The sequence below is a fragment of the Virgibacillus sp. genome, from assembly GCF_013393565.1.
Taxonomy (GTDB): Bacteria; Bacillota; Bacilli; order Bacillales; family Amphibacillaceae; genus Virgibacillus; species Virgibacillus dokdonensis.
The window spans coordinates 1-24,596 of the sequence record NZ_JABXHF010000009.1 but is presented as its reverse complement, the minus strand read 5'-3'; the positions used below and the strand labels follow the sequence as shown (position 1 = coordinate 24,596).

Sequence of the window (24,596 nt, the reverse complement as noted above, 5' to 3'; positions counted from 1 at the left end):
AATCGACAGCTGGTGTGGCATAGCACCTTACATTTTGATTCACAATAAGCCAAAAATTGGAGGTGCTTTTATGGTGAAGTTGGAGGACGTCGCCAAAAAAGCTGGTATTTCTAAAACAACTGTCTCACGCGTATTAAATAACGACAAAACCATTACAGTGACGGATGAAACGAGAGAGAAAATACTGGCGGCCGTTGAAGAATTAGGATATAAGCCCTTACGTAAAAAAAGGACAAAACCAAAGCAATACCATGTGGCAATGATTCATAACAATGAAGCATTTAAAAGCACTGTAGATAGAGCCTTCTACTTTTCCATTCGTAATGGATTAGAGCATATGGCGCTGAAGAAGAATGTGACCATTGTAAGTTTACCACTGGATCATTTAACAACGATCTCTACTACGAATACGACTTTTGATGGCGCCATTATTCTCGGAAATCTTTCCAAAGATGAACATGATTTTATTCGTGAGTATATTCATTCGCAACATGTAGTTGTTATTGGTCTTGCAAATCCTTATGCCGATCAATATGACCATATTTCATTTAATACAAGACAAGCTGTGTATAAGGTACTGGACTATTTAAGAGAACTTGGTCATGAACAAATTGGCTGCTTAGGTGCCGAAGAATCATCTGATCTATTAAACACTGATTCACGTAAATGGCATTTCACCAATTATATGAAAGCACTAGATCTATATCATGAAGATTGGATTATTTTTGGAGACAAGGGAATAGAAGCGGGGCAAGAAATCGCTAAAAAATTACTAGAACTTGAGGAGATACCAACGGCTTTGTTTGTTGCTAACGACCCAACGGCAATTGGTGTAGTGCAAGCATTGCAAGATGCAGGGCTAAAGGTTCCAGAAGACATGTCGGTCATTGGATTTAATGGTGACTATACAACGGAATATATTTACCCCCCATTGTCTACATTAAAAGTAAATACAAATGAAATGGGGCAAGAAGCGATTATTACCGTTCTAGAACGGATCAAAGGATACAGGAAACTAGCTAAAAAAGTAGAAATAGCAACACATATTATTGAACGGAAAAGCTGTGCTTCAATAACAAAATGATATGTAACATCCGTTTTACTGTCCTATAAATAGATATAAGCAAAAACGGGCAGAGGTAATTTTGCTTGTTTGTACTATTACAATAGTTAATGTGGCTCTATCGTATAAAAAGGCAAAATGACAAAACATAATTCATTGTGTTCCATAAATTTTTATCCAGCTTGTAAATTTTCATTTCAAAAATTAAAGCCTTCAGAAAACATTTTCTAAAGGCTGCTTTACGTCTCGAAAGGAAGGCTAAGACAACCTAGCCATCTTAGAAAGTTCAGCCAAAATCACCTATGGCATAAGCTTTAGTGTTGCTTATGCCATCAGTCTCGCCTTCCTTTCATAAACCTTATCTGACCTGTCCTTTATACTTCCTCTTTAGACCAGCATTTTTCTATTCCCTCAATAAATCCGCTACGATTTTTTCATTCCGTCTATATAGTTTTTCATTGTGAGAGGATACCATTGCTGTTTTCGTTGCTTCGGGTTCAAGGTAAAGTTTGGCTTGATTGACTGCGTTTGCTGCATCTTGAAAAGCACCAGCAATAAGATGAAGCTTACCGTCATGATGTAAAATATCTCCTGCAGCGAATAAGCCAGGGATAGAGCTTTCACTACTGCTTGATCCAGCTATAAAATAATTATCAAAGATTTGAATATCAAGTGGGCTGTCCTCTAATAATGATTTGTCTCTCTCATAGCCATGGTTCACAATAACCTCGTCAATCGGAATATATTGCTTTACACCTGACTCTCGATTTTTCAGTGCTACTTTTTCTATCCGATCGCCAGAGGCATTTGCCATTAATTCCGATATTTCAGTTTGCGTGAAGCAAACAACAGAATGATTTTGTAAATATGTAATCTGGGATTCATGGCAAGAAAAATCGCTTCTACATGCAATATATACTTCTTTCGCAATACCTGATAATTCTTTAGCCCAATCCGTGGCAGAATTTCCCCCACCAGAAATTAATACACGCTTATTCTTAAAATCTTTCAAATTCTTTATCGTATAATGCAGATTTTTATTTTCAAAGTCGCTCGCATTAGCAAGTGGTAAACGTTTTGGATTTAATATCCCCCCACCAACTGCTACGATTACGGTCTTAGAATAATGCACATTTCCTGAGGACGCTTTCACAACAAAGAAACCAGCTTCATTTTTGTCAATGGATACAACTTCCTCATTGAACACTACCTCAGGGTCAAAGGTAAGCCCTTGCTGCACCATATTTTCGACAACTTGTTGTCCTGGAAGTGGTGGCATCGCTCCTATATCCCAGACAATTTTTTCAGGATATACATTCACTTTTCCACCAAGAAAAGGATGATATTCAATAATTTTCGTCTTCAATTCACGTAGACCACTGTAAAATGCTGAAAAAAGCCCAGCTGGCCCTCCTCCAACAATCGTTACATCATACACGTCTGCCTCAGATATATGAATCATTTGAATGCTCCTCACAATTGAAAATGATTATCAGTTGCATCCATCTTATACTATTTTACAACGTGTTGCAACCTTTTTTGTAGAGTTACTAATAAAGCTTGCTTTTCACCATATTAATTTTAATACTAGCAATTGACAAACAAAAAGATACGGTATATCATTCTGGTATTGATAATCATTTTCAATTAAAGGGTAAATCAATTTTTTGTTATTCAGGGAGTAAACGTTCTCAAAAAATTCCACTGTATGATCAATAAACTTTACCCTTTCGCTATATACATAAAGAAAGGAGGATAAGAAAATGTTTCGTTTAACCGCAAATGACTTAACTGTTGGCTATGACAAAGTGCCCATTATACAAAATTTATCCGTTACTATTCCTGATAAGCAGATCACATCCATCATCGGTAGTAATGGTTGTGGAAAATCCACTTTGTTAAAAGCAATGACAAGAATCATCCCTTATGAAGGTGGTTCAGTCTTGTTAGATGGTTCCCAAATTGCCATGATGAAAACAAAGGACGTTGCTAAGAAAATGGCCATCCTCCCCCAATCACCAGATAGCGCAAGCGGATTAACAGTTGGTGAATTGGTATCTTACGGACGCTTTCCACATCAAAGTGGATTAGGTAAATTAAAACAAGCAGATATCGATGTAATTCATTGGGCAATGGAGGTAACTGCTATAATAGATTTTAAACACCGCACTGTAGATGAATTGTCTGGCGGTCAAAGACAGCGCGTGTGGATTGCCATGGCTTTAGCGCAAGAAACGGACATCATTCTACTTGATGAACCAACAACCTATCTCGATATGGCTCATCAACTAGACATTCTTCAACTGCTAGAGCAACTGAATAAGCAAGAAGGTCGAACCATTATAATGGTTTTACACGATATCAACCAAGCGGCTAGGTTCAGTGATCACTTGCTTGCCATGCGTTCGGGACAAATTATTCAAACTGGGAGTCCCAGAGATGTCCTTACCAAAGAAATGTTACGAAATGTATACGAAATAGACGGAGAAATAGGGAAAGACCCACGTACAGGTAAACCAATCTGCATCACTTACGATCTAATTAAACAAAAGGAGCAACATAACGATGAAAAAACAATTCATTCTGCTATTTAGCATCCTCATTCTTGTACTTAGTGCTTGTAATACGAACGATGAAAAGAAAGAAGATAACGATAAAGCAGCTTCAGAAAATGAAAAAGATATCATTACCTATGAATCTGAAGACGGTCCTGTAGAAGTTCCTGCCGACCCGCAACGTGTCGTTGTGCTTAGCCAATTTGCTGGAGATTTAATCAAACTTGGCGTCCATGTTGTTGGTGCTGACTCATGGGCGAAAGATAACCCGCGTTTTGAAGAATTAAAAGACGCTGCCACCGTTTCTGAAGATAATTTGGAACAAATCATCGAGCTAGAACCAGATCTAATCATCGGCTTATCTTCCACTAAAAATATAGACAAGTTAAAAGAAATTGCACCGACCGTTACATTTACTTACGGAAAAGCTGGTTACCTAGATCAACATATTGAAATTGGCAAGCTCGTAAACAAGGAAGAAGAAGCCCGCAAGTGGGTAGAAAATTTTGAGAAAGAAGCAAAAGATGTCGGTAAACAAATTAAAGATAAAATTGGCAAAGATGCTACGGTATCTGTCATCGAAAAGTTCGATAAACAATGGTATGTGTTTGGCGATAATTGGGGGCGTGGTACCGAAATTCTCTATCAAGCCATGGGACTAAAAATGCCTGAATCAGTGAAAGAACAGGCGTTAAAAGATGGTTATTACGCTCTTTCAGAAGAAGTTATCCCTGATTTTGCAGGTGATTATTTAATTGTTAGTGATCAATCTGGTGCAGAAGATACTTCTTACTTAGAGTCGGATACGTTCCGAAGCATTCCTGCTGTACAAAATGATCAAATATTTGTTGTTAATGGAAAAGAATTTTACTTTAATGATGCGTCAACACTTGAATATCAATTGGAGTTTTTCAAAGAAAAATTTTTAGGGGAATAAACGGTGAAGAAAGTAAAAAGAGAAATCCAACATACGGCTTTTCCAATCAAATTAATCATCGCTATTATAGTATGCTTCTTCACATTCCTTATAGCAACAAAAATGGGTGCAAAAGAAACGAGTTTTGCTGACGTTTTTGTTGCGTTTTTCCAAAAAGGTAGTTCTGAAGGCTATTCCGTTATTCGGGATATTCGTTTACCAAGAGAAGTTGCCGTGATGTTTGTTGGGGCAGCTCTTGCTGTCTCCGGTGCCATTATGCAAGGGATGACACGTAACCCCTTAGCTGATCCTGGGTTACTTGGTTTAACTTCCGGTGCCAATGCTGCATTAGCATTCGCACTGGCCATGTTACCGAGCGTAAGTACTTTTGGAATTATGGTGGCATGTTTTATTGGGGCTGCAGCAGGTGCAGGGCTCGTCTTTGGTATTGGCTCCATGCAAAAAGGTGGCTTTACCCCTGTTAAATTAGTATTAGCAGGCGCTGCCATTTCTATCTTTTTACAAGCAGTTGCGGATGCTATCGGTTTATATTTTAAAATCTCCAAAAACATCTCCCTTTGGACAGCAGGAGGTGCTATTGGTACGACATGGCAACAGCTGTCCATTGTTGTTCCATTTATTTTAATCGGGTTACTATTTGCATTGCTTCTATCTCGTCAAGTAACGATTCTCAGCTTAAATGAAGATGTTGCCACTGGTTTAGGTCAAAATACAAGGCGAATTCGTTGGCTGTTATTTATTGTGATTGTTATATTAGCTGGAGCCGCCGTCTCGTTAGTCGGGAATATGGCATTTATCGGCTTAATGATCCCTCATATTGTACGAGCGATTGTTGGTGTTGATTATCGTCATATCATTCCGATGTCTATCTTTACTGGAGCCATCTTTATGTTGCTTGCAGATTTAGTCGGACGTATGATTCATGCACCAATGGAGACACCAGTTGTATCCATTGTTGCTGTTCTTGGACTCCCGTTCTTTCTATTTGTTGTGCGAAAAGGAGGAAGCGCATTTCAATGATTCCATCCCAACTAATACGCAAACAACGTATCATTATATTCATTTTACTACTACTTATTATCATGACGTCCATCATAGCAATTGGCGTAGGCCCATCTTCTGTGTCTATGGATCGTTTAATTCCGACTATTTTAGGAAACGGAACATTTAAAGAAGACTTCGTGTTTTTCTCTATTCGCTTACCACGACTTATTATTATCGTGTTAGCCGGCATGGCACTCTCACTTTCTGGGGCTATTTTACAGGCATTAACTAGAAACGACTTAGCTGATCCTGGAATCATCGGGATAAACTCGGGAGCTGGTGTAGCTATTGCCGTATTCTTTTTATTTATGCCAATAGAAGTAGGAAATTTTGTATATATGCTACCTGTTGTCGCTTTTATCGGTGCTATGGCTACTGCCATATTGATATATATATTTTCCTACCAAAGAAAAACCGGTCTAAATCCTATCCATCTTGTTCTTGTTGGGGTTGGATTTTCCATGGCATTATCTGGTCTTATGGTCATCCTCACATCCGGTGCTAAAAATGAGAAAGTCGACTTCATCGCTAACTGGTTGGCAGGAAATATATGGGGAACAGACTGGCCATTTATCTTAGCTCTGCTCCCATGGATTTTGATTTTATTTCCATATACATACATAAAATCACACCAGTTAAACATATTTGGGATGAGTGAACCAGTAGGTATTGGGCTTGGTATGCATGTAGAAAAAGAAAGAATCGTATTATTAATGGTAGCCGTTGCCTTAGGAGCTGCAACCGTATCTGTGACAGGTGGAATTGCCTTTATTGGATTAATGGCACCACATATCGCAAAAGGGCTCGTCGGGCCACGACATCAGCTATTCCTGCCAATCACTATTCTGATTGGTGCTTGGTTATTACTAGTAGCCGATACGATTGGCAGGAATATATTGCAGCCAGAAGGCATTGCCACAGGTATTGTCGTGGCAATTATCGGAGCACCGTATTTTATTTATCTACTATTAAGAAGCAAATAACATGAGCGAGTGGGTAGTGCCCACTCGATACCACCAATTTCTTTACCGTTTGTACGAAATTAAGCCCCCCTTCTAACATCAGTAGGCCATTTTCCACATACGCAGCTTTATTTTTTTGTACGAGTTTAATTAATGACTGGTTATCAAAACCGCCAATATAGGCATCATTAATTGTGATGAGGTCGTTTAGCTTATAAACTTTATTTTTCAAGCAATAGTTCTTTATTTCCATAATTTCACTCCGTATTATAGAAAATATTCTCCAGGCATTCACCTATAAGCATTAATTATAACGGCTAATAATGGATAGCTATACAAGATAAAAACAACACTAAATTCAGTAAATTCTTTTATTTTCAAAAGCTGATGATGTGTTGATTCTCAAGAAAACCATCACGCTTACGATACGCCACAACTTAAGCCTCCACATATACTTACTCCTGATCAGATATTTTTGCGTGGACAACAAAGCGCCCCTCATCCGGGTCGAGTGTATAATCACAAGTGGATAGTGTAATAATCGTATCCTTTTCATTCACGTGTACATCAGATTGGAATACTGATTTATCTTTAATTTCATTAACTAATTGTCTGTACTCATCTTGGGTAGAGAAATGTGTTTGAATATAATCAAAGTCTGTTGTCGTGTGATAGACAGAGAATACTTCTGCTTGATAGCTCTCATATTTCGTATCAAAATAAACGCTACGATGGTTTGAAAAAAATTCTTCATCCGTATATTTTCTTAAATTATGAAACATAGACCCATCCTTCATGTTATGCCCATATAAAACAATATTTGAATTGTATGCATTCACATTATTACGATAGTCCATAAAAATACTACCGGCTCTTGATTGTTCTTCTTTGTAATTCCGATATAAATAATGCTCATTATTCTCTGCTTGTAAAATTGGATAATTTATATTTGTCTTATCAATAGCAAGCCAACCAATAATGTCCGGGTTTATTTTGTGTAGCTCTTTAAATTGCTTTCTTATTTCACCTTTCTCAACTTCTGATGAATCTGAAGCCTTTGTTTGTGCTGCATATATATCCTGTACATCAGCCAGTACTTGTCTATTTTGATAGTAATTCAATCCTAATGAAACTAATTCATATGCTGAATAGACAAACACTCCAAGACATATAGTGATCAACAGATTAGAAAGCGATTTTCTGATTTTCTTACCACTCATTTTATCACTCCACATTTGAATCTTAAATTCCAATGGGTATTGTATAAATCCCTGTATCTTTGTTTTCTTTGATTAAAACATTTATTCCGTAAACTTCCTTCATAAGCTCATTAGTAATTACATCTTTGGGCACACCTTTTTTAACTATTTGTCCATGTTTCATAGCAATAATAATGTCACTATATCGGATTGCCTGATTAATATCATGAAGTACCATAACGATCGTTATACCTAAATCTCTATTTAGTTTTTTAATAAATTCTAATAGCTCATATTGATAATAAATATCCAAATAAGTCGTCGGTTCATCTAAAAACAGAAAAGGAGTACGTTGAGCTAAAGTTAGCGCAATCCAAACACGTTGTTGTTCTCCACCGGATAAAGTATATAGGGCATGGTTTTTTTTCTTAGATAAATTTGTTTTTTGGAGTGCCCATTCAATTACTTTAGCATCCTCTTGCTTATTATTAGCTAAAAATGACTTATATGGCAATCTGCCATAACTAATTAATTTTTCTACTGTCATATCAGCTGGTGCGCTGTTTCTTTGATGTACAACGGCTACCTTTCGGGCAAATTCTTTTGATCGAAATTCAACTAATTGTTTTCCGTCTAACCGAACATACCCTTTATGAGGAGTGATTTGATTGGACATTATTCCAAGTAATGTTGATTTTCCACTCCCATTTGGCCCAATAATTGTAGTAATTTTCCCGCGATTAATCTCTCCGTTTACATCAACCAAATGATTGTTTTTAAGGTCATACGAAAAAGTTATATCTTTAAGTTCCATAAACTCGATCACTCTTTCTAAGCAAAAATATTAGAAACGGTCCTCCTATTAACGCCATAATAATAGAAGCAGGAATTTCATTTGGTGCAATAATAATTCTCCCTAATGTATCGGATAATAATATTAACAAAGAACCTAAGAGTGCTGAAAAAGGAATAAGAACTTTATGATCAGTACCGACTAAGATTCGACCAATATGTGGGACAAGCAAACCCACAAATAAAAATAAACCTGCTGTTGCAGTAGCAATACCAGCTAACAAAACAGCAATTGATGAAATAACAAATCGAGCAATATTTACATTTAATCCTAAGCTTTTCACAGTTTTATCTTCTAAGGCTAAATAATTACACCAAGCAAAAACCAAACAGGCAAAAATCAACCCTATTGTACCGTAAACAACGATAATCTCAACATCCGCCCATTTTTTCATAGATAGCGTAGAAGTAGTTACTTCTTGTACCATGGAAGAGGTATAACTACCTCGATAATTAAAGGTTTGACTTAAGCTTGTAAAAATGGCATTAATCGCAACCCCAATTAAAATCATTCTTAAAGGATCTAAACCCGACTTCCAAGAAAATGAATAAACCAAGAAAAATGCAATTGCACCGCCTAAAAAAGCAAATAATGGTGTATAGAAGAATAACGTTGGAAAAATACTTATCATCAACATACTCATAAATCCCGCACCGGAAGATACACCAATAATTCCAGGTTCAGCTAATGGATTTCTCATTACTGCTTGAATAAGTACACCCGAAACAGATAATGCCGCTCCAGCAAAAATAGCGATTATAATCCTTGGTAATCGTAAATCTTTAACTACTTCGACGTCATTATTCGTTCCCGAAATTAAACCTTGAATAAGTTCCATAAAGGTTACACGAATACTTCCTGACATTGCCGAAAACAGGATTACGGAGACGAGTAATATAATAATTGTTACAAAACTAATGATTCGCTTATTCACTGTGGTCACTCTTTTCTATCTCCTTACCTTTATTTTCCTCAGGATACAACATGTTATATAATTCATCTAATGCTTCCGGGGCTGCTAGATTAGCTGTTGTCCCGAAAAGAAGTTCTTCTAAGTCGTATACTCGACCATTTTTCACGGCGTCAAAATGCTTCCAAATATCATTTTCTTTAAATTCCTTATCAAACATCTTAACGACTTCATCAGGCATACCATGTGCTGCTCGTAAAATAATATCTGGATTGGCCTGTTGTAAATGTTCCGTATTAGAAGCTAGGTATTCAACCTTCTCCCCTGAAAACACATTGACACCACCAGCTATTTCAACTAAATCTCCAATGTAGGAGCGGTCCGTTGCTACTAAATAACTACCTGGTACTCCCATTAAAATAAGAACACGTGGTGGTTTCTTACCATGCGTCTTTTTATTAATGTCTGCTACCTTTTCGTCAAAAGTTTGTACGATTTTTTTTGCCTCTGCTTCACGGTCGAATTCTTTGCCAAGATTTATTATTGCTTTATGCATATTTTCTACACTTTGGAGGTTAATATATCTCGTATCTATGCCCGCATCATCAAATACAGATTCTAGATCGTACTTTAGTGTTGTCACAGACAGTATTTTTTTTGGTTTTAGTGACATAATTAGTTCCATATCAGGACTCATTGGATTACCAACTTCTGTTACATCATCATACCTTTCTGGTAAATCTTTATAACTTGTCGGAATTCCGATTAAGTCTAGTTTTAGTGCATTCATTATTTCTGTAACGGCAACTGTAGTTGAAACAATACGATTATTATCAGGGTCACTTACTTCCCCCACAGTAGCTTTTCCTCCATCTGAGCAACCTACTAGCCCAACGACTACTACTACAATCAAAAGAAACATGTAGGCTTTTTTCATAAGTTTGCCCCACCCTTACACTGAAAAAATTGAATAATATTTACTTGCCTGAGAACATTGTTGTTTTCCTTATATACATACTTCAATTATTTTAAATCTGGAAAATAGCATTCTGGAGTCTTGTCAATTGTGACAAGACTCCAATATCAATCTTTTATTAAATAGAACGGAATTTTTTACGTAATTTAAATGCTATAGGAATAAACGAACCAAATAATAAACTAGCAAACAAAATAATTTTAGCTGGATCATTAGTGGTTGGATTATTGGTTTTATTTACATCTTTCTTTGCAGCTAATTCCTGTTTATCGCCTTGGTCTGCATTACGATCAAATTTTGGGCCCTGACCATTATTATTTAGCTTTTTTATTGGTAACTGTATTTCGTCTTCTACTTTTATTTTTGGATACGTTTCTCTACCCCTAAGAAGCTCAATAGAACTAGGATCAATATGAAATTGCACATCATATTCATGATGATAACCTATTTCTGGAATATCTACTTTTACCCACTCATTCAGTTTCTTATCTAAATTTTCCACAGCAAATTCAATCACACGAGTATCTGCTTTAGGATCATGACTTAAAACTTTGGGTTTTATTAGCTTTCCATTGTGGTATACTTTGAAATCGGTAATCCACGAACTGTTTTTAAAGGTAATGGCAACTCTTTTTTTTCCGTCCTTTACTTTTAAACTAGCAGGACTAATGACATAATCATCCATTACAGATTTCTGATCTGTATCCTGTTTTAACACTCTATAAGCAATAGAATATTCTCCATTCTTCAAGTTCTTTGGATCAATTTTTTGTCTGTCTGAAGAATTTTGATTAAGTTCCTTATTTTTATTTCCATGTTTATTTTTATGTTTATCCTCTGGATCGTTATTTGATTCGTTTTTGTCTTTATTTGCATCTTCTTTCGGACCCACATTTGAATCTGTAGGTTTTTCTTTTTCTACCTTTTTTATACTAGATTCATTAAAAGATAATTGATCACCCGTGTGAACGCCTGCTTTGTACTGAACCCGTGCTTTCATTGGAGTAATAAGTTCTCTTAGTGCATATGTGACAATTCTGGAATTCCGCTGTTCATTTATTTCCTCTTGTATTGGTTCTTGTCCATCAATTTGAAATCCAGTTACTGTTTGATGATCCTTTAAGGTAAGTTTCACATATGTTTTTCCATCTTTTACATATATAAAAGCCGATTCATCGATATAACGTGCCATTCCTGATGGTTTATTTTCCTTGGCATGTAACGTAGCAACATTAATTGTATAATTCCCATTCTCTAATTCGATAACAGATGGCTTTTCTAACTCTGAATCAGGTTCTTCTGGCTTTGGCGTTTCTGGATTAGTTGGCTCTTCTGCCAATGGGATATTTGACGTATCAAATTTAAAGCGAATATTATATTTGTTATCATATTCAAATCCGGGGATCCCCGTAACAATAATATGCACTTTGGCATTTACAACTTCTTCAATATTGTTAACTTCAAATTGTACTAGACGTGTATTATCTGTTTTATTTTCACTAATGACTGTAACATCAACAAATTCTTGCCCATTGTTAACTTTAAAGTACTGCCACCATGAACTGTTTTTTAAAGTAGCTTGTATTTTGTATTTTCCTTCTTCAATAAACAGTTTGGCTGGCTTCTCCATATAACCATCAGCTACTGATACTTTGTCCTCATTTTCTTTCCAAATTTCAAATGGTAATTCATATTCTCCATTAGCAAATACTTTATCAACTTCCTCAGCTGATAATGAAGATAATGATGAAGTAATGCCCATAACGATTAAGATGGCAACTAAAAACAAAGCCCCTAATTTTTTCATCTTTCTCCTCTTTTCTGTTTATTTTTATTTAACTGATATTTTCCTTAAGATCACGAACCCTGAAGCAAATAACGTTGCTGTCAATAAGAAAACAGGGGTGTTATCTGAAGTTTTTGGATTTTTTTCAGGTTCTGATTTGTTCCCAGTATGTTTCGTTCCATCGGTGGATTGTTTTTCAGCTTCTACGTTATTCTTAGATTCATTATTTGCAGGTGAAGACGTCTTATCTCCCATCTTTAAACTTGAGGTATCAAATTGAAACCGAATATTATATTTGTTGTCATAATCTATATCTGGCACAACCACATGTATATTTGCATCCAGTATCTGATTCAAATCTGCAACATCAAACTGAACAACCCTTGTATCATTACTCTCACTGACAACAGTGACTGGCTTTGATTGAATATGAAAAGACTTCCACCATGAACTATTCTTCAAAGTAAGTTGCACGATATTCTTTCCATTTTTAACAATTAATTTACCTGGGGATTTTAAATAATCATTCGTCATTGATCTCTCATTTGAATCCCCTTTCAATACTGTGAAAGGTAAATTATATTCCCCTTCATCATAATTCGACGCAGCTTCTATAGATGTACTTTCGACAGAGAAGACTGCTATTAACATTAATAAAAATAAAATTATTTTCTTTTTCACTTTGTTCATTCCTCCTTCGAGCTCATCTTTTTTCTAATTTTATAAAACACTACAGAAAAAACTATTAAAGCAATCAATAAAAGAGTACCGTAGAGCAATGTATTTGATTCCTTTGGTTCCGTTGATTTATTGGAGACCTTTGAATCCTTTTCTTCCATCGCTAAAAAATCTTCATCACTTATATCCATTTTTTCTATCGTTTGTTGATCTAATTTCTTTAAAGTATCTAAGTCAAAATCAAATCGTACTGTATATCGATGATCATAAACAGGATCCATTGTTTCAATAAACACATGCATTTTAAACGCAATGGGTTCAGTTAAATCTCGATCTACCTGAAATTGAACTATTCTTGTATTTTCCTTTTTATTCTCTTGAATTACTTTCACATCAACAAAAGAGTCCCCTAAAGGTGACTGTAACTCCTTGGTCCACTCACTATGATTTAACATAAACCGTATATAATGCTTACCATTATGTACAATGTATGTTGCTGGTTTCTCAAAATAGTCATTGGCAATAGATACTGAATCTGTTTGTGCGTGTAGTATAACGTAATCCAATGAGTATACTCCTTCTTCTACATTTGGTAACTTAGACTTTGCATAACTAGTTTCTACAGGAAACCAAATATGGGAGACAGAGTACAGGAGTACTAAAATAAGTATTAAAATTTCAGACCAACGTTTTTGCATTTATTCCCCCCCTGCTTCCAAAGATATTGATTCTCATTCTCAAATAGAATTAAAATAAAAGAAGTTTTCATAACTTCTAAGTCTTAAAATCTATTTGTAATTAATTACGATCACCCTTTTATTAATAATGAGAATCATTTTCAATTACCCATCAACTAATACCTTAGCAAAATAAAATGTAATGTCAACCACTATTTCTGTTTTTTTCTTTATTTATGCAATTATCTGCAATTATATTGACAATGATAATCATTATCAATATAATTGCAGATAATTGCGAATGAAAATCAATAATAGGGGTGTATATAGATGCGTAATTATTTATTTATTACTTTACTCTTTTTACTTATATTCCTTGTTGGATGTAATAATCAGGATGACCAATCAGAACAACATGAAACGCAATCAAAAGGGGATACAATTTCCGTTACAGACTCCTCCAAGCGAACGATTGTTTTGGAAAAAGCACCAGAAAAAATTGTTGCTTTAAGCAATGGCGACGTAGATATTATCTATGCCTTAGGACATAAAGTAGTTGGTCGCCCATCAGGAAAAACAATAGTTAGCGAGGCTAAAGACGCTCTGGAAATAGGTTCTAATCATAGCTTAGATTTGGAAAAAATAACTTCCTTAGAACCTGACCTCGTATTAGGGAACCATCCAATGAATATGAAGGACATACAAGCAGTAGAAGATATTGGAGCTGAGATGGTATTAACAAGTGCCAATTCGGTGCAAGACATTCAGAAACAAATTTCTCTATTTGGAGATTTATTAAACAAACAAGATAAAGCACAACAAATCGTACATAAAATAGATAACAAACGAAAAGAAGTAAAAGAAAACACAGTAGAAAAAAAGCCTAGAACACTATTGATCTATGGTGCACCTGGAACCAACATGGCAGCATTACCTAATTCTCTCAGTGGAAATATTTTAGAATTAGCTGGAGGAATAAATATTGCTAGTGATTATCCAAGTTTAGAAATGTATCCACAGTATGCACAATTAAACACAGAGAGAATTATAGAATCCAATCCAGAAATCATTCTTTTAATGACACATGGCAATCCAGAAAAAGTAAAAGAGAGTTTAATAAAGGAAATGTCGCAAACAGCCGGCTGGGATGAACTGGATGCTGTGAAAAATAATCGCCTGGTTATTCTTCCTTCTAATCTGTTTGGAACAAATCCTGGAACAAAAGTAATTGAATCCATTGATTATCTATATGATGTACTAAAAAACACGAGGGAATAGTGGGATGTCAGTGCAAAAAAGAAGTATGCGTAGGAAATATATAACGATTATTACTCCTCTTCTCTTAATACTTGTCACTCTGTATGGTATTTCTTATGGCCCAATTTCCATTTCTCTCACAGAAATATGGACTGCATTGTTTACAGAGGAAAACACCATGCAGAAAAAAATAATTATGGATATACGCCTACCACGAGTATTAATTGGATTACTCACAGGAGCGTGTTTAGCAGCTTCAGGTGCTATATTACAGGGTGTTATGAAAAATCCATTAGCTGATCCTGGAATCATTGGCGTCTCATCTGGTGCTGGACTTGCAGCAATAATTACGATGGTTTTGTTACCACAGTTCATCAACTTATTACCTATAGCTGCATTTATCGGCGCACTTTTTACATCACTCTTAATTTATTTATTAGCGTGGGATCGTGGCGCTTCTCCTGTAAAAATTATACTTGCCGGTGTCGCTATAAATGCTTTATTGGGGGCAATCATGAGCGGGATCATGGTTTTATATAGTGACCGTGTTCAAGCTGTCTTACCTTGGCTCTCTGGTGGCTTAACTGGCAAAGGGTGGTATCAACTGGAATTTATGGCTCCATATGCTCTTTTTGCGCTTCTTCTATCCGTATTGGCTATTAAACCTGCAAATGTTCTACTGCTTGGTGATGACTCAGCTAAACTTTTAGGAGAACATGTAGAAATACAACGTTTTTTACTCATCACACTAGCTTCTTTATTAGCAGGTGTAGCTGTTAGTGTAGCTGGACTAGTGGGATTTGTCGGATTAGTTATTCCACATGTGATTCGACTTTTAATTGGTGATGATTATATCTTTTTATTACCTTTAAGTATTATCAGTGGTGCTATACTCGTTGTGTTGGCAGACACTATTGCGCGATCTTGGTTTGATCCGATTGAAATACCCGTTGGCATATTACTTGCTTGCCTCGGAGCACCGTTCTTTTTATATTTACTCAAGAAACGGAGGATATTGTGATGAATGCTATCCAAACCAATTGTATTTCATTAAATGTCCATCATTTTAAATTGGATAACATCTCTTTGACTATTCCGAACCAAAAAATTAGTTCTATCGTAGGGCCAAATGGTTCAGGTAAATCAACGCTTTTAAAAATTATTAGTAATCTACTTAAGGCAGATCAAGGTTCTGTTTATATATATGAAAAAGAAGCCCAGTGTTATAAAAATAAAGAGTTCGCGCAAAAAATTACTATGTTACAGCAGTCAAAAAATCAACTACCTAATTTAACAGTTAAAGAACTCATTTCTTTTGGTAGATCACCATATAAACATTTTTTTAGCAATCAATTATCTATGGAAGATGAACAAATAATTTCTGAGGCGATGCAGATTACAAATATAACAAATTATAAAAATCGTCTGTTTTATAGTTTGTCTGGTGGAGAACAACAGAAAGTACGGATTGCAATGGCTTTAGCCCAAAAAACTAGTATCTTATTGTTGGATGAGCCAACAACTTATTTAGATATTTCACACCAATTTGAAGTTATGGAACTCCTGCAATATATTAACAAGCATTTTAATATAACTATTATTATGGTTTTGCATGATTTACAACAAGCAGCAACATACAGTAATTATATGATTGCATTAAAACAAGGTAAAATAGTACAACGCGGTATCCCCAACGAAGTGTTAACGAAAGAATTTTTACAAAGTGTCTATAATCTACAAGCACGAATTAAATTTGAAGATGGTTATCCACTAATCATACCTAATATAAGGAGGTAACATCGTGTACATTGTTACAAATACGACGAAAATCAAAAAAAATCAAGCACATAAGCTGATAGAGCGTTTTAATAAAGTAGGTCATATTGAATCAATGCAAGGATTTTTGGGACTTGAAGTACTAATAACAGATAAATTAAATGATTACGATGAGGTAAATATCGTAACTCGATGGGACTCAGAAAGTTCTTTTAAAAAATGGATAAAGAGCGATGCTTTTAAAAAAGCACATACGCATGATGGCGGAAAACCTGAATACATTATTACCAATACCATCTCTTATTACGAAGTCAAAATCATTCGTAAACCAATCGCTTCTGCGTAAATTAGTATATGAACCTGTATTTATATAACTAAAAGAAATAGGTGTTTGAAAATATTTTCACACCCCGATATGAAATATCAACTGTAGTGAACTTCACCCCTATTTGTTAGAACACAAATAGGGATGATTTTACTACCTTTACCTTTGCATATAAATGCTGTGAGGCTCTCAGAGAAGAGTGCTACGGAACAAGTTATAACACAGGTTATATAGATTGAATATATCATGGCTTGTTTTTCATTGTCTCGCTTTATTCTTAAATTTTGATATCATAAAGTAATTGCTTTTATTTAGTTTAGGTACTATACTAAATAACATGAAGAATAAAAAATACATTACAAATAACGATTTAATCCCTAACAGCCAGCATATCGGTAGATTAATCTTGCAACTTCAACGACTCGAACGAAACCCTCGTACCTTTGGTAAAGCAGGTACGTTGACTCCAAGTGAGATTCATGCAGTAGATGCAATTGGAGAAGACGGAAATGTACTTATGAGCCAGATTGCAGAACGACTTGGAATTACCAAAGGAGCAATCACACAGATTATTAGTCGGTTGGAAAAGAAAGAAATTGTTTTTCGGACTTCACATCCCGAAGATTCAAGAGCAGTGTTAATTTCATTAACTGAAAAGGGAGTAGTAGCTTTTCGAGCACATATGGAACTTCATCAGAACTTTTACCAAAAACTTAGTAAACAGCTAAATGCTGACGAAATTGCTATTTTTGAAAAATGTATAAAGATTTTTTCATCATTACTAGACGAAGTAGATGATTGAATGCCCCATCTGCAAGTAGTAGATCAGTTTTAATTGCAGATGGGGGATTTTTAAAATTAAATAGTTTAGCACCTAAACTATTTAACGAACAAGATTCCTATTTCAAAAAACATATTTTTATTGAGGAGAGATAATATGGGGATTACTTTTGCAATTTTATCAGCCTGCACGTTTGCTATAAACAACGTGGTTGTAAAGAAAGGTATCATGCGAGATACTCATAACGATAATGGCTTATTTATTACTGTTATCATAAATATAATTCTTTTGGGTTTATTATGCTTCATTGTTATTGGAATAAGAGGATGGAATTTTGAGTTTTCATGGACAGCTATCTTCTTCTTTTCACTTGCTGGATTATGTACAACAGGGATAGGTAGATTTACATTATTTTCAAGCATTTCATATATAGGACCATCAAAAGCATCGGCAATTCGTAACTCAACGCCCATTTTTACAACTTTGTTTGCCCTTATTATTATTAAAGAAAATATTGCGTTTTTACCAGGCGTTGGAATGGTACTCCTACTTGGAGGAATAATTAATGAAGGAATAAGAATTTCCACGTCTAAGACATCGAAACAAGAACATATCCCTAATTCCTTTACAGTTCATTCTAAGAAACATCAGTATCTAGGCGTAGGGTTGGCTTTATTATCAGCTTTAACTTTCGGAGTTGGTCAAGGATTTCGTAAACAAGGCTTAATAGAAACGAATGACGCATTTTTAGGTGCATGGATAGGAGCTTTGGCTTCTTTTATTTTCTTAATTCTTTATAAAACCGTTCGCAAAGAATTTACAGCAGCAAAATTAAAGAAGAGCTTTACTACGAGGAACCCTTTCTATTTAACTGCTGGCGTTCTAACAAGTCTTGGTCCACTATTCTTTTTCCTGGCTGCGCAAACGATGGAAGTTTCCTATGTAAGTGTAATTGCAGCTACAGAACCATTAATTACTATTTTAATTAGTGCAGCTATTTTTAAAGGGATTGAATCAATTACTATAGGTACTTGGCTAACCATTTTTATAATGCTCTTTGGAACAATATTGATCGCAATTAATATGTGAGCTAACTAACGATAAATTTTTACTTCTGACTGGTTCCAAAAATACATGTTGATAAATCTATGATCAACTTAAATTTCATCTTCAAAAGTGGGGGATTCTTCCCCCCACTGATTAGCCGTACCCATAACCTAAAAGTACTTTTACGATAGGAAGATCTATTGCTTTTATCTGCATTAGATTTGTCCACATACATTTGCAATTCTTGCAATGAGAGTTTTACAGCTTCTTACATTGGTAAAAATTCAGACATCTGTCGTTCATGCTTGTCGAGCATAATCTGTCCCACCTTAATGCCCTGCTCACGCAACACCTCCATATTCTGCACAATGAATTCGTCGCTACCTACAACATAGAATAGTCCATCCTTGTCTGCAGAAAGATTTTTCACTTCTTCATAATATTCTTTACGATTATCGACAAATTGTGATGTGAACTTCTTGTCCAATGAAGATTCAAAAATATTAGTGAATAAAAAACCTTGCGATGAATCGATGTTCAGAGAATGAATGTGTTTGACGTTGTCCGCACGTTCGAAATACTCAAGCACCAATGGTCTGAAAGTTGCCAAACCGACACCTGATGACAGCAGATAAACATTTTTGTCTTCTCTTTTAAGGGGTACATTTGAATGCGTTTTAAATATTGCAACTTGATTGCCCACTTCAAGATTCCTTAAAATCGTTTTAAACTCCGAACACTGCTCTCTGATGCGTGTCGTAATCCCAATTGAATTTTCGTTCGGTAAAGTTGAGATTGACATGTGGCGAATCAGGGAGCGGTTTGGTTTATCTCCTGCATTAAAACCTTCCAGCGCAAAATGAGTGTGGGAACCTTCTTCCCATGTAAAGCCTTTCGGACAGTCTAGCAGGTACGTTTTAACTTCAGGGGCTTCTTCAATAATCTTATTTATTTTAGTCCAGTATATTTGCATGATATATTCTCCTTATTCCATTATATAGATTTGTTACTATCAAATATACAGCAATTGATAACTATTCTCAATTAATTATATGATTATATCATAAAATCTAGCGACTTAAGTTTTCTAACAAAGCAAAAGCCGCAAACTAAATGATGTATTTACTTTCCTATAGTGAAAAAAGACACCTTGTCAAGATGCCTTTTCGTAATATATATTTTATTGTTCTAGTTTTCCTTTTAAAAATCTTGTATTTAGTTTGCTTCTGACTCAAACTGATCAATTATTTTATCCATTGGAAAATAAACAAAATCATTTTCATCGGTTTCTTGTTCATTTCGATGCATCGATACTTCAGCAAGATCAACAAAATCTATGGTTAGTACTTCCCAGCCTTCATGTTGCAAAAATTCATCACCGGCACTACTATAAGCAATTTGAGCTAACAAAGTTTTATCATTTATCGTGTCGTTATCGCCAATTATAATGGAAGCTTTTATTTCTCCATCGTTCATCGTTAATTTTTGTATTTCATCATTTTCTTCTAATACATGATCCTCTAATAATTGTGTTGCTTTATCCACATTCATACCTTTGTTTTGTTCTTGTTTCTCTTCCGTCTTTTGATTATCTGCCTCTTCTTGTTCCTTATTTTCTTGCTCCGTCTCTTTTTCATTTTCTGCCTTTGCTTCGCTCTCAGTTTCTCCAGAACAAGCAGCCAATGAAAGGCTCAAAATACTAATAACAATTAAAAACAATACTTTTTTCAAATCTGTATCCTCCAAGCAGTAGTATAAAAATATTATGCTGTATGGAGGAAGATTTTGCAAGATAAAAATGGTTTCTAAGCAAGCAAAATATCATGTACGTGCAGTGAAAAAACACACGACATTCATTAGGAATATATTTGCCAATGAACATTTCTACTTTCATATAGTGCATGCCGATGTAAAGCATAAAGCTGTCATAGAAATGCTCCAAATATCTTAGCTTTTTGCTTCAATTATCTCCAAGAACGCAAGAGAACCAAATTTAAATCTTCTCGACTTCCATGTATTTTAAAATCCTTAAAAGAATTTTATCCATAAAAATCGCAGAAAACCCCCTTTGAAAATAAAATTTAAGACTTGAAAACTACTACTATCCTTCTATCAATTAATAATAATTTTATGAAAGTTTATTTTTTTAACCGTTCATTTTATAATAGAATCATCACCCTATACATAGTTTTATTGCTGTGATTAATTGATCAATACGGATTTAATCTATGATAAAAGAAAGGGCTTGTTACTATGGAGCTTCGACAAATTAGATACTTTGTAGCCATTGCAAACTCTAAAAGTTATTCAGAAGCAGCAAATAATTTATTTGTGACGCAACCAACCTTAAGTTGGAACATACAAAAGCTAGAAGAAGAATTAAACGTTCGTTTATTTTATCAAACAAATCAAGGGTTAAAACTAACCGAGGCAGGAAACATATTCTATGAAAAAGGAAAAGACATTCTTATTCATGTAGATGAATTAACAGAAACCATTCAGCAACTCCATCAAAAGGAAAACAAAACACTAAAAGTTGGCCTAACTGTTCTTTTTGCTATTCAATATATGAAAGAAATTGTTCATTTTACTTCTACCCATCCTGAAGTTGAAGTATCCCTTATTCAAACTGGATCTATTAAATTGCAAAAAATGCTCGCCAACAAGGAACTAGATATTGGATTATTATCTTTCCCTATTTATGAGCCTTCCATTACTATTGAAAACTTGAACACTTCTAATCCAGATTACTCAGTCGCTGTTGTCATGCCTTTTAACCATCCATTAGCTGAGAAAAAATCCATACAATTCTCCGATTTAAAGGGTGCTTCCATTTGTTCATTTTCTTCTAATTACGTATTGGGAAAAATACTTCATAAATCCTGTCAGGAAAATGGATTTCAACCAAATATTATTTTTATGAATGACAACTGGGAAGTTTTATTACAGAATACGCTTATTACAGGTGGTGTCACCTTAATGCCAAAAGCACTTGAACGCCTGAGTAACTATAACAATTTAAAATGGATACCGCTTAATGATAAAGCAAATTATTTTAAAATAGGAATTGCAAAAAGAAAAAATGAACACTTAAAAGATATTGCTATACGTTTCATTGATACGATAAAAAAGAATTAACTAAAATTATTTGAAATCCAACTAAATTTTTCGTTTTTTAAAAAATTATGCGAATAACAGATAAAGGTAGGTTATTTTAAAATGATTGTCATAGAACACCTCAAAATTGGGTTTTATGAATTGCTATAATTCCTCGCTACTTATGTTAGGAATCTACAAGATACATTCGCAATCGATTTGACAACGAGCGGGCATCATTCATGACTAAGGAGACAGCATCAAAGAGATATTGGCTCATACTTGTCATGATCATGACCGCTCTTCTATACCCTAAATTACCTTGTTATCTCGTACCCTATAACGAAGAACAAACACTATTCATCCATTATGATTTGTTCCTTAGCGTGTATTAATTGCGTAATTAATGTATTATATGGAGTCTCAAAGCTAAGTTCTTTCGACATTCGGGCTACAGCACCATTTAAAAAATCCACTTCTGTTAAACGATGGTTTTGAATGAGATCTTGGTGCATGGAGGGATAGTGACTTCCAACTTTTCTAGAAGACTGTAAAATATATTCAACTATATCATCCTCATCTAGTATTGTTCCCTTTTCCTTGGCTACTTTAACAAACTCCTTCGCGATATGACGAATAATCATTTCGGCTTGATTCGTTGATACGAACTCTGCCAAGTTACAATCAAGTAGTGCACAAATTGCATTCATCGCTCCATTAACACATGCTTTTCTCCAAATAGAATATTTAACATCCTCACTATAGTATGCTTTAAAACCAGCTTGATTGAGCATACCTACAAGTTGTAAGGCCTTTTTCTCTTCACGATCTCCTGGTGTAAAGTTCTGAATTTCAATGGTGCCAGATCCCTCAAAGATAACGTGGCCAGAACCTTTCAATCCTGAAGTATAAATGGTCACACCCATAAAAATGTTTTTAACAGGAAGGTATTCTTTTAATATATCTTCATGGCCAATTCCATTTAGTAAACTAATCACACTTGTATTTTCCCCTAAAATTGGTTTTATGTCCTCTAGCATATCCTGCAAACCCATTGATTTTGTGAAAACGAAGACAAGATCAACTTCCTCAGCCACTTCATGGGGATAAAAGATAGGAATGTTAACTATTTTTCTGTTATTTCCATCTTGAACGATGAGACCATTTTCCCGAATGGAATCAATATGTTCTTTCCATTTATCAATTAAGATAACATCATTTCCTGCTTCGTAAAGCATGTAGCCAAACCGACTACCCAACGCTCCAGATCCTGCGATTGCTATTTTCATTATCTCACCTACTACTTTTTTTACACAACAATTGCCTTTCTGTCGTGTTCTTTAAAAACTTGCGCTTTTTCTTGACCAACTAAAACACGCCTCGCTCCTTTAGCAAGTGCTACCATTTCTGCTTCCCCCGGAACAAAGAAAACAGGGGCAATAAAAGAGGTTCTATCTTTCACCAGACCGGTAATAAACTCCGAATAAGCAAGTCCACCAGTCATAATAATTCCATCCACTTTTCCGTAAAGAACCGTAGCGAGTTCACCAATTGTCTTTGCTATTTGGTAAGCCATCGCCTCTAAAACAAGTTTTGCTTTTTCATCCCCATTTTTAGCTTTTTCCTCAACAATACGAGCGTCATTTGTACCAAAATAAGAGACAAGTCCACCTTTTTTCCGTGTCAAATCCGTCATTTCTTTTTTCGTACGTTCAAAACACAATGGAATAACTTCTTTTAATGGGAGACCGCCAGAACGTTCTGTTGAAAATAAACCTTCATCATCAGATACAAGATCAATCATACGGCCGTTTTTATGAACACTAGCTGAACTTCCTCCGCCAACATGTGCTACAATAAGATTGCTTTCTTCATAAGGCTTCTGTAACTTTTCTTCTGCAATTTTCATACAGACAGCTCGCATATTTAACACATGACCAATACTTTTACGCTCTATGTCTGCAACCCCTGAAATTCGTGCAACATCATCCATTTGATCAACCGTTACAGGATCATATATATAGGCCATACAATCCAATGTGCCAAACGCTTGAGCAACCCCTTTTGCCAGCGTAGCTCCCAAATTTGAAGCGTGTTGTAAGACAGGACGATTTTTTAAACAATCTATCATTGCGTCATCAACAATATATGCACCTGCATTAACTGGAGGTAACAATCCTCCACGACCTACAACCGCATCGAAAGAACCATTCGTCATGTTTTGTTCTGTTAACCACATGGTAATCTCTCTAAATCGAAAATCATATTGATCCATGATAGAATCGTATTTAGCAATATCATCATAGGAATAGGTTAATTCTTTACTTAAAATCAATTCATCATTTTCAAAATATGCAAGTTTTGTTGATGTTGCTCCAGGATTTATAGATAGAATACGATCCGCCATCTTCATTTACTCCTTCCTCTTTTTGTGCATGGCTAATTTGTAATGCCAACAGAAGAGAATATCGTTTTTCCAGTGTACTTGAACTTCTAGATGTTAAAACAATTGGAACTTGAGCCCCAAGAATAATGCCAGCCATTGTGCCGTTAGCAAGTAGGAGCATACTTTTGGATAGTGTATTACCGGCTACAACATCAGAAGCAACTAATACATCTGCATCCCCGTTAATTTCTCCTTGGTATCCTTTTTCAGTCGCAATGGAAGGTCTGA

The 24,596-nt window shown here is 35.2% G+C and carries 26 protein-coding genes; 12 read left to right on the top strand and 14 right to left on the bottom strand.

What is annotated here, in order from left to right; all coding sequences use genetic code 11:
- The first annotated feature begins 70 nt into the window (after nt 1-70).
- Entirely contained in the window at nt 71-1,084 is a 1,014-nt protein-coding gene (locus tag HLX49_RS03300; RefSeq protein ID WP_077706643.1) for a LacI family DNA-binding transcriptional regulator, read from the top strand.
- 382 nt (nt 1,085-1,466) lie between these two features.
- Here the strand turns inward: HLX49_RS03300 and HLX49_RS03295 are convergent, their stop codons facing one another.
- Nucleotides 1,467-2,516, bottom strand: a complete 1,050-nt coding sequence (locus HLX49_RS03295; protein ID WP_141130803.1) for an NAD(P)/FAD-dependent oxidoreductase — start codon at nt 2,514-2,516, stop codon at nt 1,467-1,469.
- 310 nt (nt 2,517-2,826) lie between these two features.
- Here HLX49_RS03295 and HLX49_RS03290 point away from each other — a divergent pair, with 310 nt between their 5' ends.
- From HLX49_RS03290 to HLX49_RS03275, 4 genes are read left to right on the top strand one after another with little or no spacing between them, the layout of a single operon-like run.
- On the top strand, nt 2,827-3,657 hold the full coding sequence (locus tag HLX49_RS03290; protein ID WP_077706645.1) for an ABC transporter ATP-binding protein: 831 nt from the start codon (nt 2,827-2,829) through the stop codon (nt 3,655-3,657).
- On the top strand, nt 3,629-4,555 hold the full coding sequence (locus HLX49_RS03285) for an iron-hydroxamate ABC transporter substrate-binding protein (protein ID WP_077706646.1): 927 nt from the start codon (nt 3,629-3,631) through the stop codon (nt 4,553-4,555). Before HLX49_RS03290 ends, HLX49_RS03285 begins: the two co-directional genes overlap by 29 nt.
- 3 nt (nt 4,556-4,558) lie before the next feature.
- Nucleotides 4,559-5,575, top strand: a complete 1,017-nt coding sequence (locus HLX49_RS03280) for a FecCD family ABC transporter permease (protein ID WP_296360800.1) — start codon at nt 4,559-4,561, stop codon at nt 5,573-5,575.
- Nucleotides 5,572-6,582, top strand: a complete 1,011-nt coding sequence (locus HLX49_RS03275; protein WP_296360799.1) for a FecCD family ABC transporter permease — start codon at nt 5,572-5,574, stop codon at nt 6,580-6,582. Before HLX49_RS03280 ends, HLX49_RS03275 begins: the two co-directional genes overlap by 4 nt.
- Here the strand turns inward: HLX49_RS03275 and HLX49_RS03270 are convergent.
- From HLX49_RS03270 to HLX49_RS03235, 8 genes are all read right to left on the bottom strand, one after another.
- Nucleotides 6,554-6,814, bottom strand: coding sequence for a hypothetical protein (locus tag HLX49_RS03270; protein WP_077706649.1), 261 nt, complete (start codon nt 6,812-6,814; stop codon nt 6,554-6,556). The two genes, HLX49_RS03275 and HLX49_RS03270, sit on opposite strands and share 29 nt — an antisense overlap.
- 202 nt (nt 6,815-7,016) lie before the next feature.
- The gene (gene srtB / locus HLX49_RS03265) at nt 7,017-7,781 is read right to left on the bottom strand and encodes a class B sortase (RefSeq protein WP_296360798.1); all 765 of its coding nucleotides are present in this window, start codon (nt 7,779-7,781) and stop codon (nt 7,017-7,019) included.
- Nucleotides 7,782-7,803: 22 nt separating this feature from the next.
- The gene (locus tag HLX49_RS03260) at nt 7,804-8,574 is read right to left on the bottom strand and encodes an ABC transporter ATP-binding protein (protein ID WP_101934218.1); all 771 of its coding nucleotides are present in this window, start codon (nt 8,572-8,574) and stop codon (nt 7,804-7,806) included.
- A complete protein-coding gene (locus HLX49_RS03255; protein ID WP_077706992.1) occupies nt 8,564-9,547 on the bottom strand; it encodes a FecCD family ABC transporter permease in 984 nt (327 codons plus the stop codon). The genes HLX49_RS03260 and HLX49_RS03255 overlap by 11 nt, the downstream gene beginning before the upstream one ends.
- A complete protein-coding gene (gene isdE / locus HLX49_RS03250) occupies nt 9,540-10,460 on the bottom strand; it encodes a heme ABC transporter substrate-binding protein IsdE (protein WP_077706652.1) in 921 nt (306 codons plus the stop codon). Before isdE ends, HLX49_RS03255 begins: the two co-directional genes overlap by 8 nt.
- Before the next feature lie 157 nt (nt 10,461-10,617).
- Nucleotides 10,618-12,306, bottom strand: a complete 1,689-nt coding sequence (locus HLX49_RS03245) for an NEAT domain-containing protein (RefSeq protein WP_296360797.1) — start codon at nt 12,304-12,306, stop codon at nt 10,618-10,620.
- Nucleotides 12,307-12,330: 24 nt separating this feature from the next.
- Nucleotides 12,331-12,975 (bottom strand): heme uptake protein IsdC, encoded by a 645-nt coding sequence (isdC, locus tag HLX49_RS03240; RefSeq protein ID WP_077706654.1) that lies wholly within the window; start codon nt 12,973-12,975, stop codon nt 12,331-12,333.
- On the bottom strand, nt 12,972-13,661 hold the full coding sequence (locus tag HLX49_RS03235) for an NEAT domain-containing protein (protein ID WP_296360796.1): 690 nt from the start codon (nt 13,659-13,661) through the stop codon (nt 12,972-12,974). The genes isdC and HLX49_RS03235 overlap by 4 nt, the downstream gene beginning before the upstream one ends.
- Before the next feature lie 309 nt (nt 13,662-13,970).
- Between HLX49_RS03235 and HLX49_RS03230 the strand changes: the two genes are divergently transcribed.
- The 6 genes from HLX49_RS03230 to HLX49_RS03205 all read left to right on the top strand — a co-directional run bounded on the left by HLX49_RS03230 (nt 13,971) and on the right by HLX49_RS03205 (nt 18,868).
- Nucleotides 13,971-14,918 carry an ABC transporter substrate-binding protein gene (locus HLX49_RS03230; RefSeq protein ID WP_101932989.1) on the top strand — a complete coding sequence of 316 codons (948 nt, stop codon included), beginning with the start codon at nt 13,971-13,973 and terminating at the stop codon, nt 14,916-14,918.
- Between the two features lie 4 nt (nt 14,919-14,922).
- Nucleotides 14,923-15,918 (top strand): FecCD family ABC transporter permease, encoded by a 996-nt coding sequence (locus HLX49_RS03225; protein WP_296360795.1) that lies wholly within the window; start codon nt 14,923-14,925, stop codon nt 15,916-15,918.
- Entirely contained in the window at nt 15,918-16,694 is a 777-nt protein-coding gene (locus HLX49_RS03220) for an ABC transporter ATP-binding protein (protein WP_077706658.1), read from the top strand. Before HLX49_RS03225 ends, HLX49_RS03220 begins: the two co-directional genes overlap by 1 nt.
- A gap of 4 nt (nt 16,695-16,698) precedes the next feature.
- On the top strand, nt 16,699-17,019 hold the full coding sequence (gene isdG, locus HLX49_RS03215; RefSeq protein ID WP_101932990.1) for a heme oxygenase: 321 nt from the start codon (nt 16,699-16,701) through the stop codon (nt 17,017-17,019).
- A gap of 316 nt (nt 17,020-17,335) precedes the next feature.
- Nucleotides 17,336-17,800, top strand: coding sequence for a MarR family winged helix-turn-helix transcriptional regulator (locus tag HLX49_RS03210; RefSeq protein WP_077706660.1), 465 nt, complete (start codon nt 17,336-17,338; stop codon nt 17,798-17,800).
- 135 nt (nt 17,801-17,935) lie between these two features.
- Nucleotides 17,936-18,868 (top strand): EamA family transporter, encoded by a 933-nt coding sequence (locus HLX49_RS03205; RefSeq protein WP_296360794.1) that lies wholly within the window; start codon nt 17,936-17,938, stop codon nt 18,866-18,868.
- A 226-nt stretch (nt 18,869-19,094) separates the two neighbouring features.
- Here the strand turns inward: HLX49_RS03205 and HLX49_RS03200 are convergent, their stop codons facing one another.
- Together HLX49_RS03200 and HLX49_RS03195 are read right to left on the bottom strand one after the other, a co-directional pair.
- Nucleotides 19,095-19,799 (bottom strand): ferredoxin reductase domain-containing protein, encoded by a 705-nt coding sequence (locus HLX49_RS03200; RefSeq protein WP_101932992.1) that lies wholly within the window; start codon nt 19,797-19,799, stop codon nt 19,095-19,097.
- Between the two features lie 242 nt (nt 19,800-20,041).
- Nucleotides 20,042-20,557 (bottom strand): acid shock protein, encoded by a 516-nt coding sequence (locus HLX49_RS03195; protein ID WP_073011991.1) that lies wholly within the window; start codon nt 20,555-20,557, stop codon nt 20,042-20,044.
- Nucleotides 20,558-21,079: 522 nt separating this feature from the next.
- Between HLX49_RS03195 and HLX49_RS03190 the strand changes: the two genes are divergently transcribed.
- Nucleotides 21,080-21,964: a LysR family transcriptional regulator gene (locus HLX49_RS03190; RefSeq protein WP_073011989.1), complete on the top strand. Its 885-nt coding sequence runs from the start codon at nt 21,080-21,082 to the stop codon at nt 21,962-21,964.
- 314 nt (nt 21,965-22,278) lie between these two features.
- Here the strand turns inward: HLX49_RS03190 and HLX49_RS03185 are convergent, their stop codons facing one another.
- The 3 genes from HLX49_RS03185 to HLX49_RS03175 form a co-directional block, all read right to left on the bottom strand.
- Entirely contained in the window at nt 22,279-23,211 is a 933-nt protein-coding gene (locus HLX49_RS03185; RefSeq protein WP_296360793.1) for a 2-dehydropantoate 2-reductase, read from the bottom strand.
- A gap of 20 nt (nt 23,212-23,231) precedes the next feature.
- The gene (buk, locus tag HLX49_RS03180) at nt 23,232-24,329 is read right to left on the bottom strand and encodes a butyrate kinase (RefSeq protein ID WP_101932994.1); all 1,098 of its coding nucleotides are present in this window, start codon (nt 24,327-24,329) and stop codon (nt 23,232-23,234) included.
- Nucleotides 24,268-24,596 (bottom strand): phosphate acyltransferase (locus HLX49_RS03175; protein WP_296360792.1); only part of this gene is annotated, 329 nt, incomplete at its 5' end. The genes buk and HLX49_RS03175, both read right to left, overlap by 62 nt.

Excerpts from the sequence above, each read along its gene's own strand:
- HLX49_RS03275 (WP_296360799.1), top strand. The coding sequence starts at position 5,572 with ATGATTCCATCCCAACTAATACGCAAACAACGTATCATTATATTCATT.
- HLX49_RS03285 (WP_077706646.1), top strand. The coding sequence starts at position 3,629 with ATGAAAAAACAATTCATTCTGCTATTTAGCATCCTCATTCTTGTACTT.
- HLX49_RS03290 (WP_077706645.1), top strand. The coding sequence starts at position 2,827 with ATGTTTCGTTTAACCGCAAATGACTTAACTGTTGGCTATGACAAAGTG.
- HLX49_RS03185 (WP_296360793.1), bottom strand. The coding sequence starts at position 23,211 with ATGAAAATAGCAATCGCAGGATCTGGAGCGTTGGGTAGTCGGTTTGGC.
- HLX49_RS03260 (WP_101934218.1), bottom strand. The coding sequence starts at position 8,574 with ATGGAACTTAAAGATATAACTTTTTCGTATGACCTTAAAAACAATCAT.
- isdE (WP_077706652.1), bottom strand. The coding sequence starts at position 10,460 with ATGAAAAAAGCCTACATGTTTCTTTTGATTGTAGTAGTAGTCGTTGGG.
- HLX49_RS03220 (WP_077706658.1), top strand. The coding sequence starts at position 15,918 with ATGAATGCTATCCAAACCAATTGTATTTCATTAAATGTCCATCATTTT.
- HLX49_RS03210 (WP_077706660.1), top strand. The coding sequence starts at position 17,336 with ATGAAGAATAAAAAATACATTACAAATAACGATTTAATCCCTAACAGC.
- HLX49_RS03245 (WP_296360797.1), bottom strand. The coding sequence starts at position 12,306 with ATGAAAAAATTAGGGGCTTTGTTTTTAGTTGCCATCTTAATCGTTATG.
- HLX49_RS03270 (WP_077706649.1), bottom strand. The coding sequence starts at position 6,814 with ATGGAAATAAAGAACTATTGCTTGAAAAATAAAGTTTATAAGCTAAAC.
- buk (WP_101932994.1), bottom strand. The coding sequence starts at position 24,329 with ATGGCGGATCGTATTCTATCTATAAATCCTGGAGCAACATCAACAAAA.
- HLX49_RS03190 (WP_073011989.1), top strand. The coding sequence starts at position 21,080 with ATGGAGCTTCGACAAATTAGATACTTTGTAGCCATTGCAAACTCTAAA.
- isdC (WP_077706654.1), bottom strand. The coding sequence starts at position 12,975 with ATGAACAAAGTGAAAAAGAAAATAATTTTATTTTTATTAATGTTAATA.
- HLX49_RS03225 (WP_296360795.1), top strand. The coding sequence starts at position 14,923 with ATGTCAGTGCAAAAAAGAAGTATGCGTAGGAAATATATAACGATTATT.
- HLX49_RS03205 (WP_296360794.1), top strand. The coding sequence starts at position 17,936 with ATGGGGATTACTTTTGCAATTTTATCAGCCTGCACGTTTGCTATAAAC.
- HLX49_RS03200 (WP_101932992.1), bottom strand. The coding sequence starts at position 19,799 with ATGCAAATATACTGGACTAAAATAAATAAGATTATTGAAGAAGCCCCT.
- srtB (WP_296360798.1), bottom strand. The coding sequence starts at position 7,781 with ATGAGTGGTAAGAAAATCAGAAAATCGCTTTCTAATCTGTTGATCACT.
- HLX49_RS03300 (WP_077706643.1), top strand. The coding sequence starts at position 71 with ATGGTGAAGTTGGAGGACGTCGCCAAAAAAGCTGGTATTTCTAAAACA.
- HLX49_RS03235 (WP_296360796.1), bottom strand. The coding sequence starts at position 13,661 with ATGCAAAAACGTTGGTCTGAAATTTTAATACTTATTTTAGTACTCCTG.
- HLX49_RS03230 (WP_101932989.1), top strand. The coding sequence starts at position 13,971 with ATGCGTAATTATTTATTTATTACTTTACTCTTTTTACTTATATTCCTT.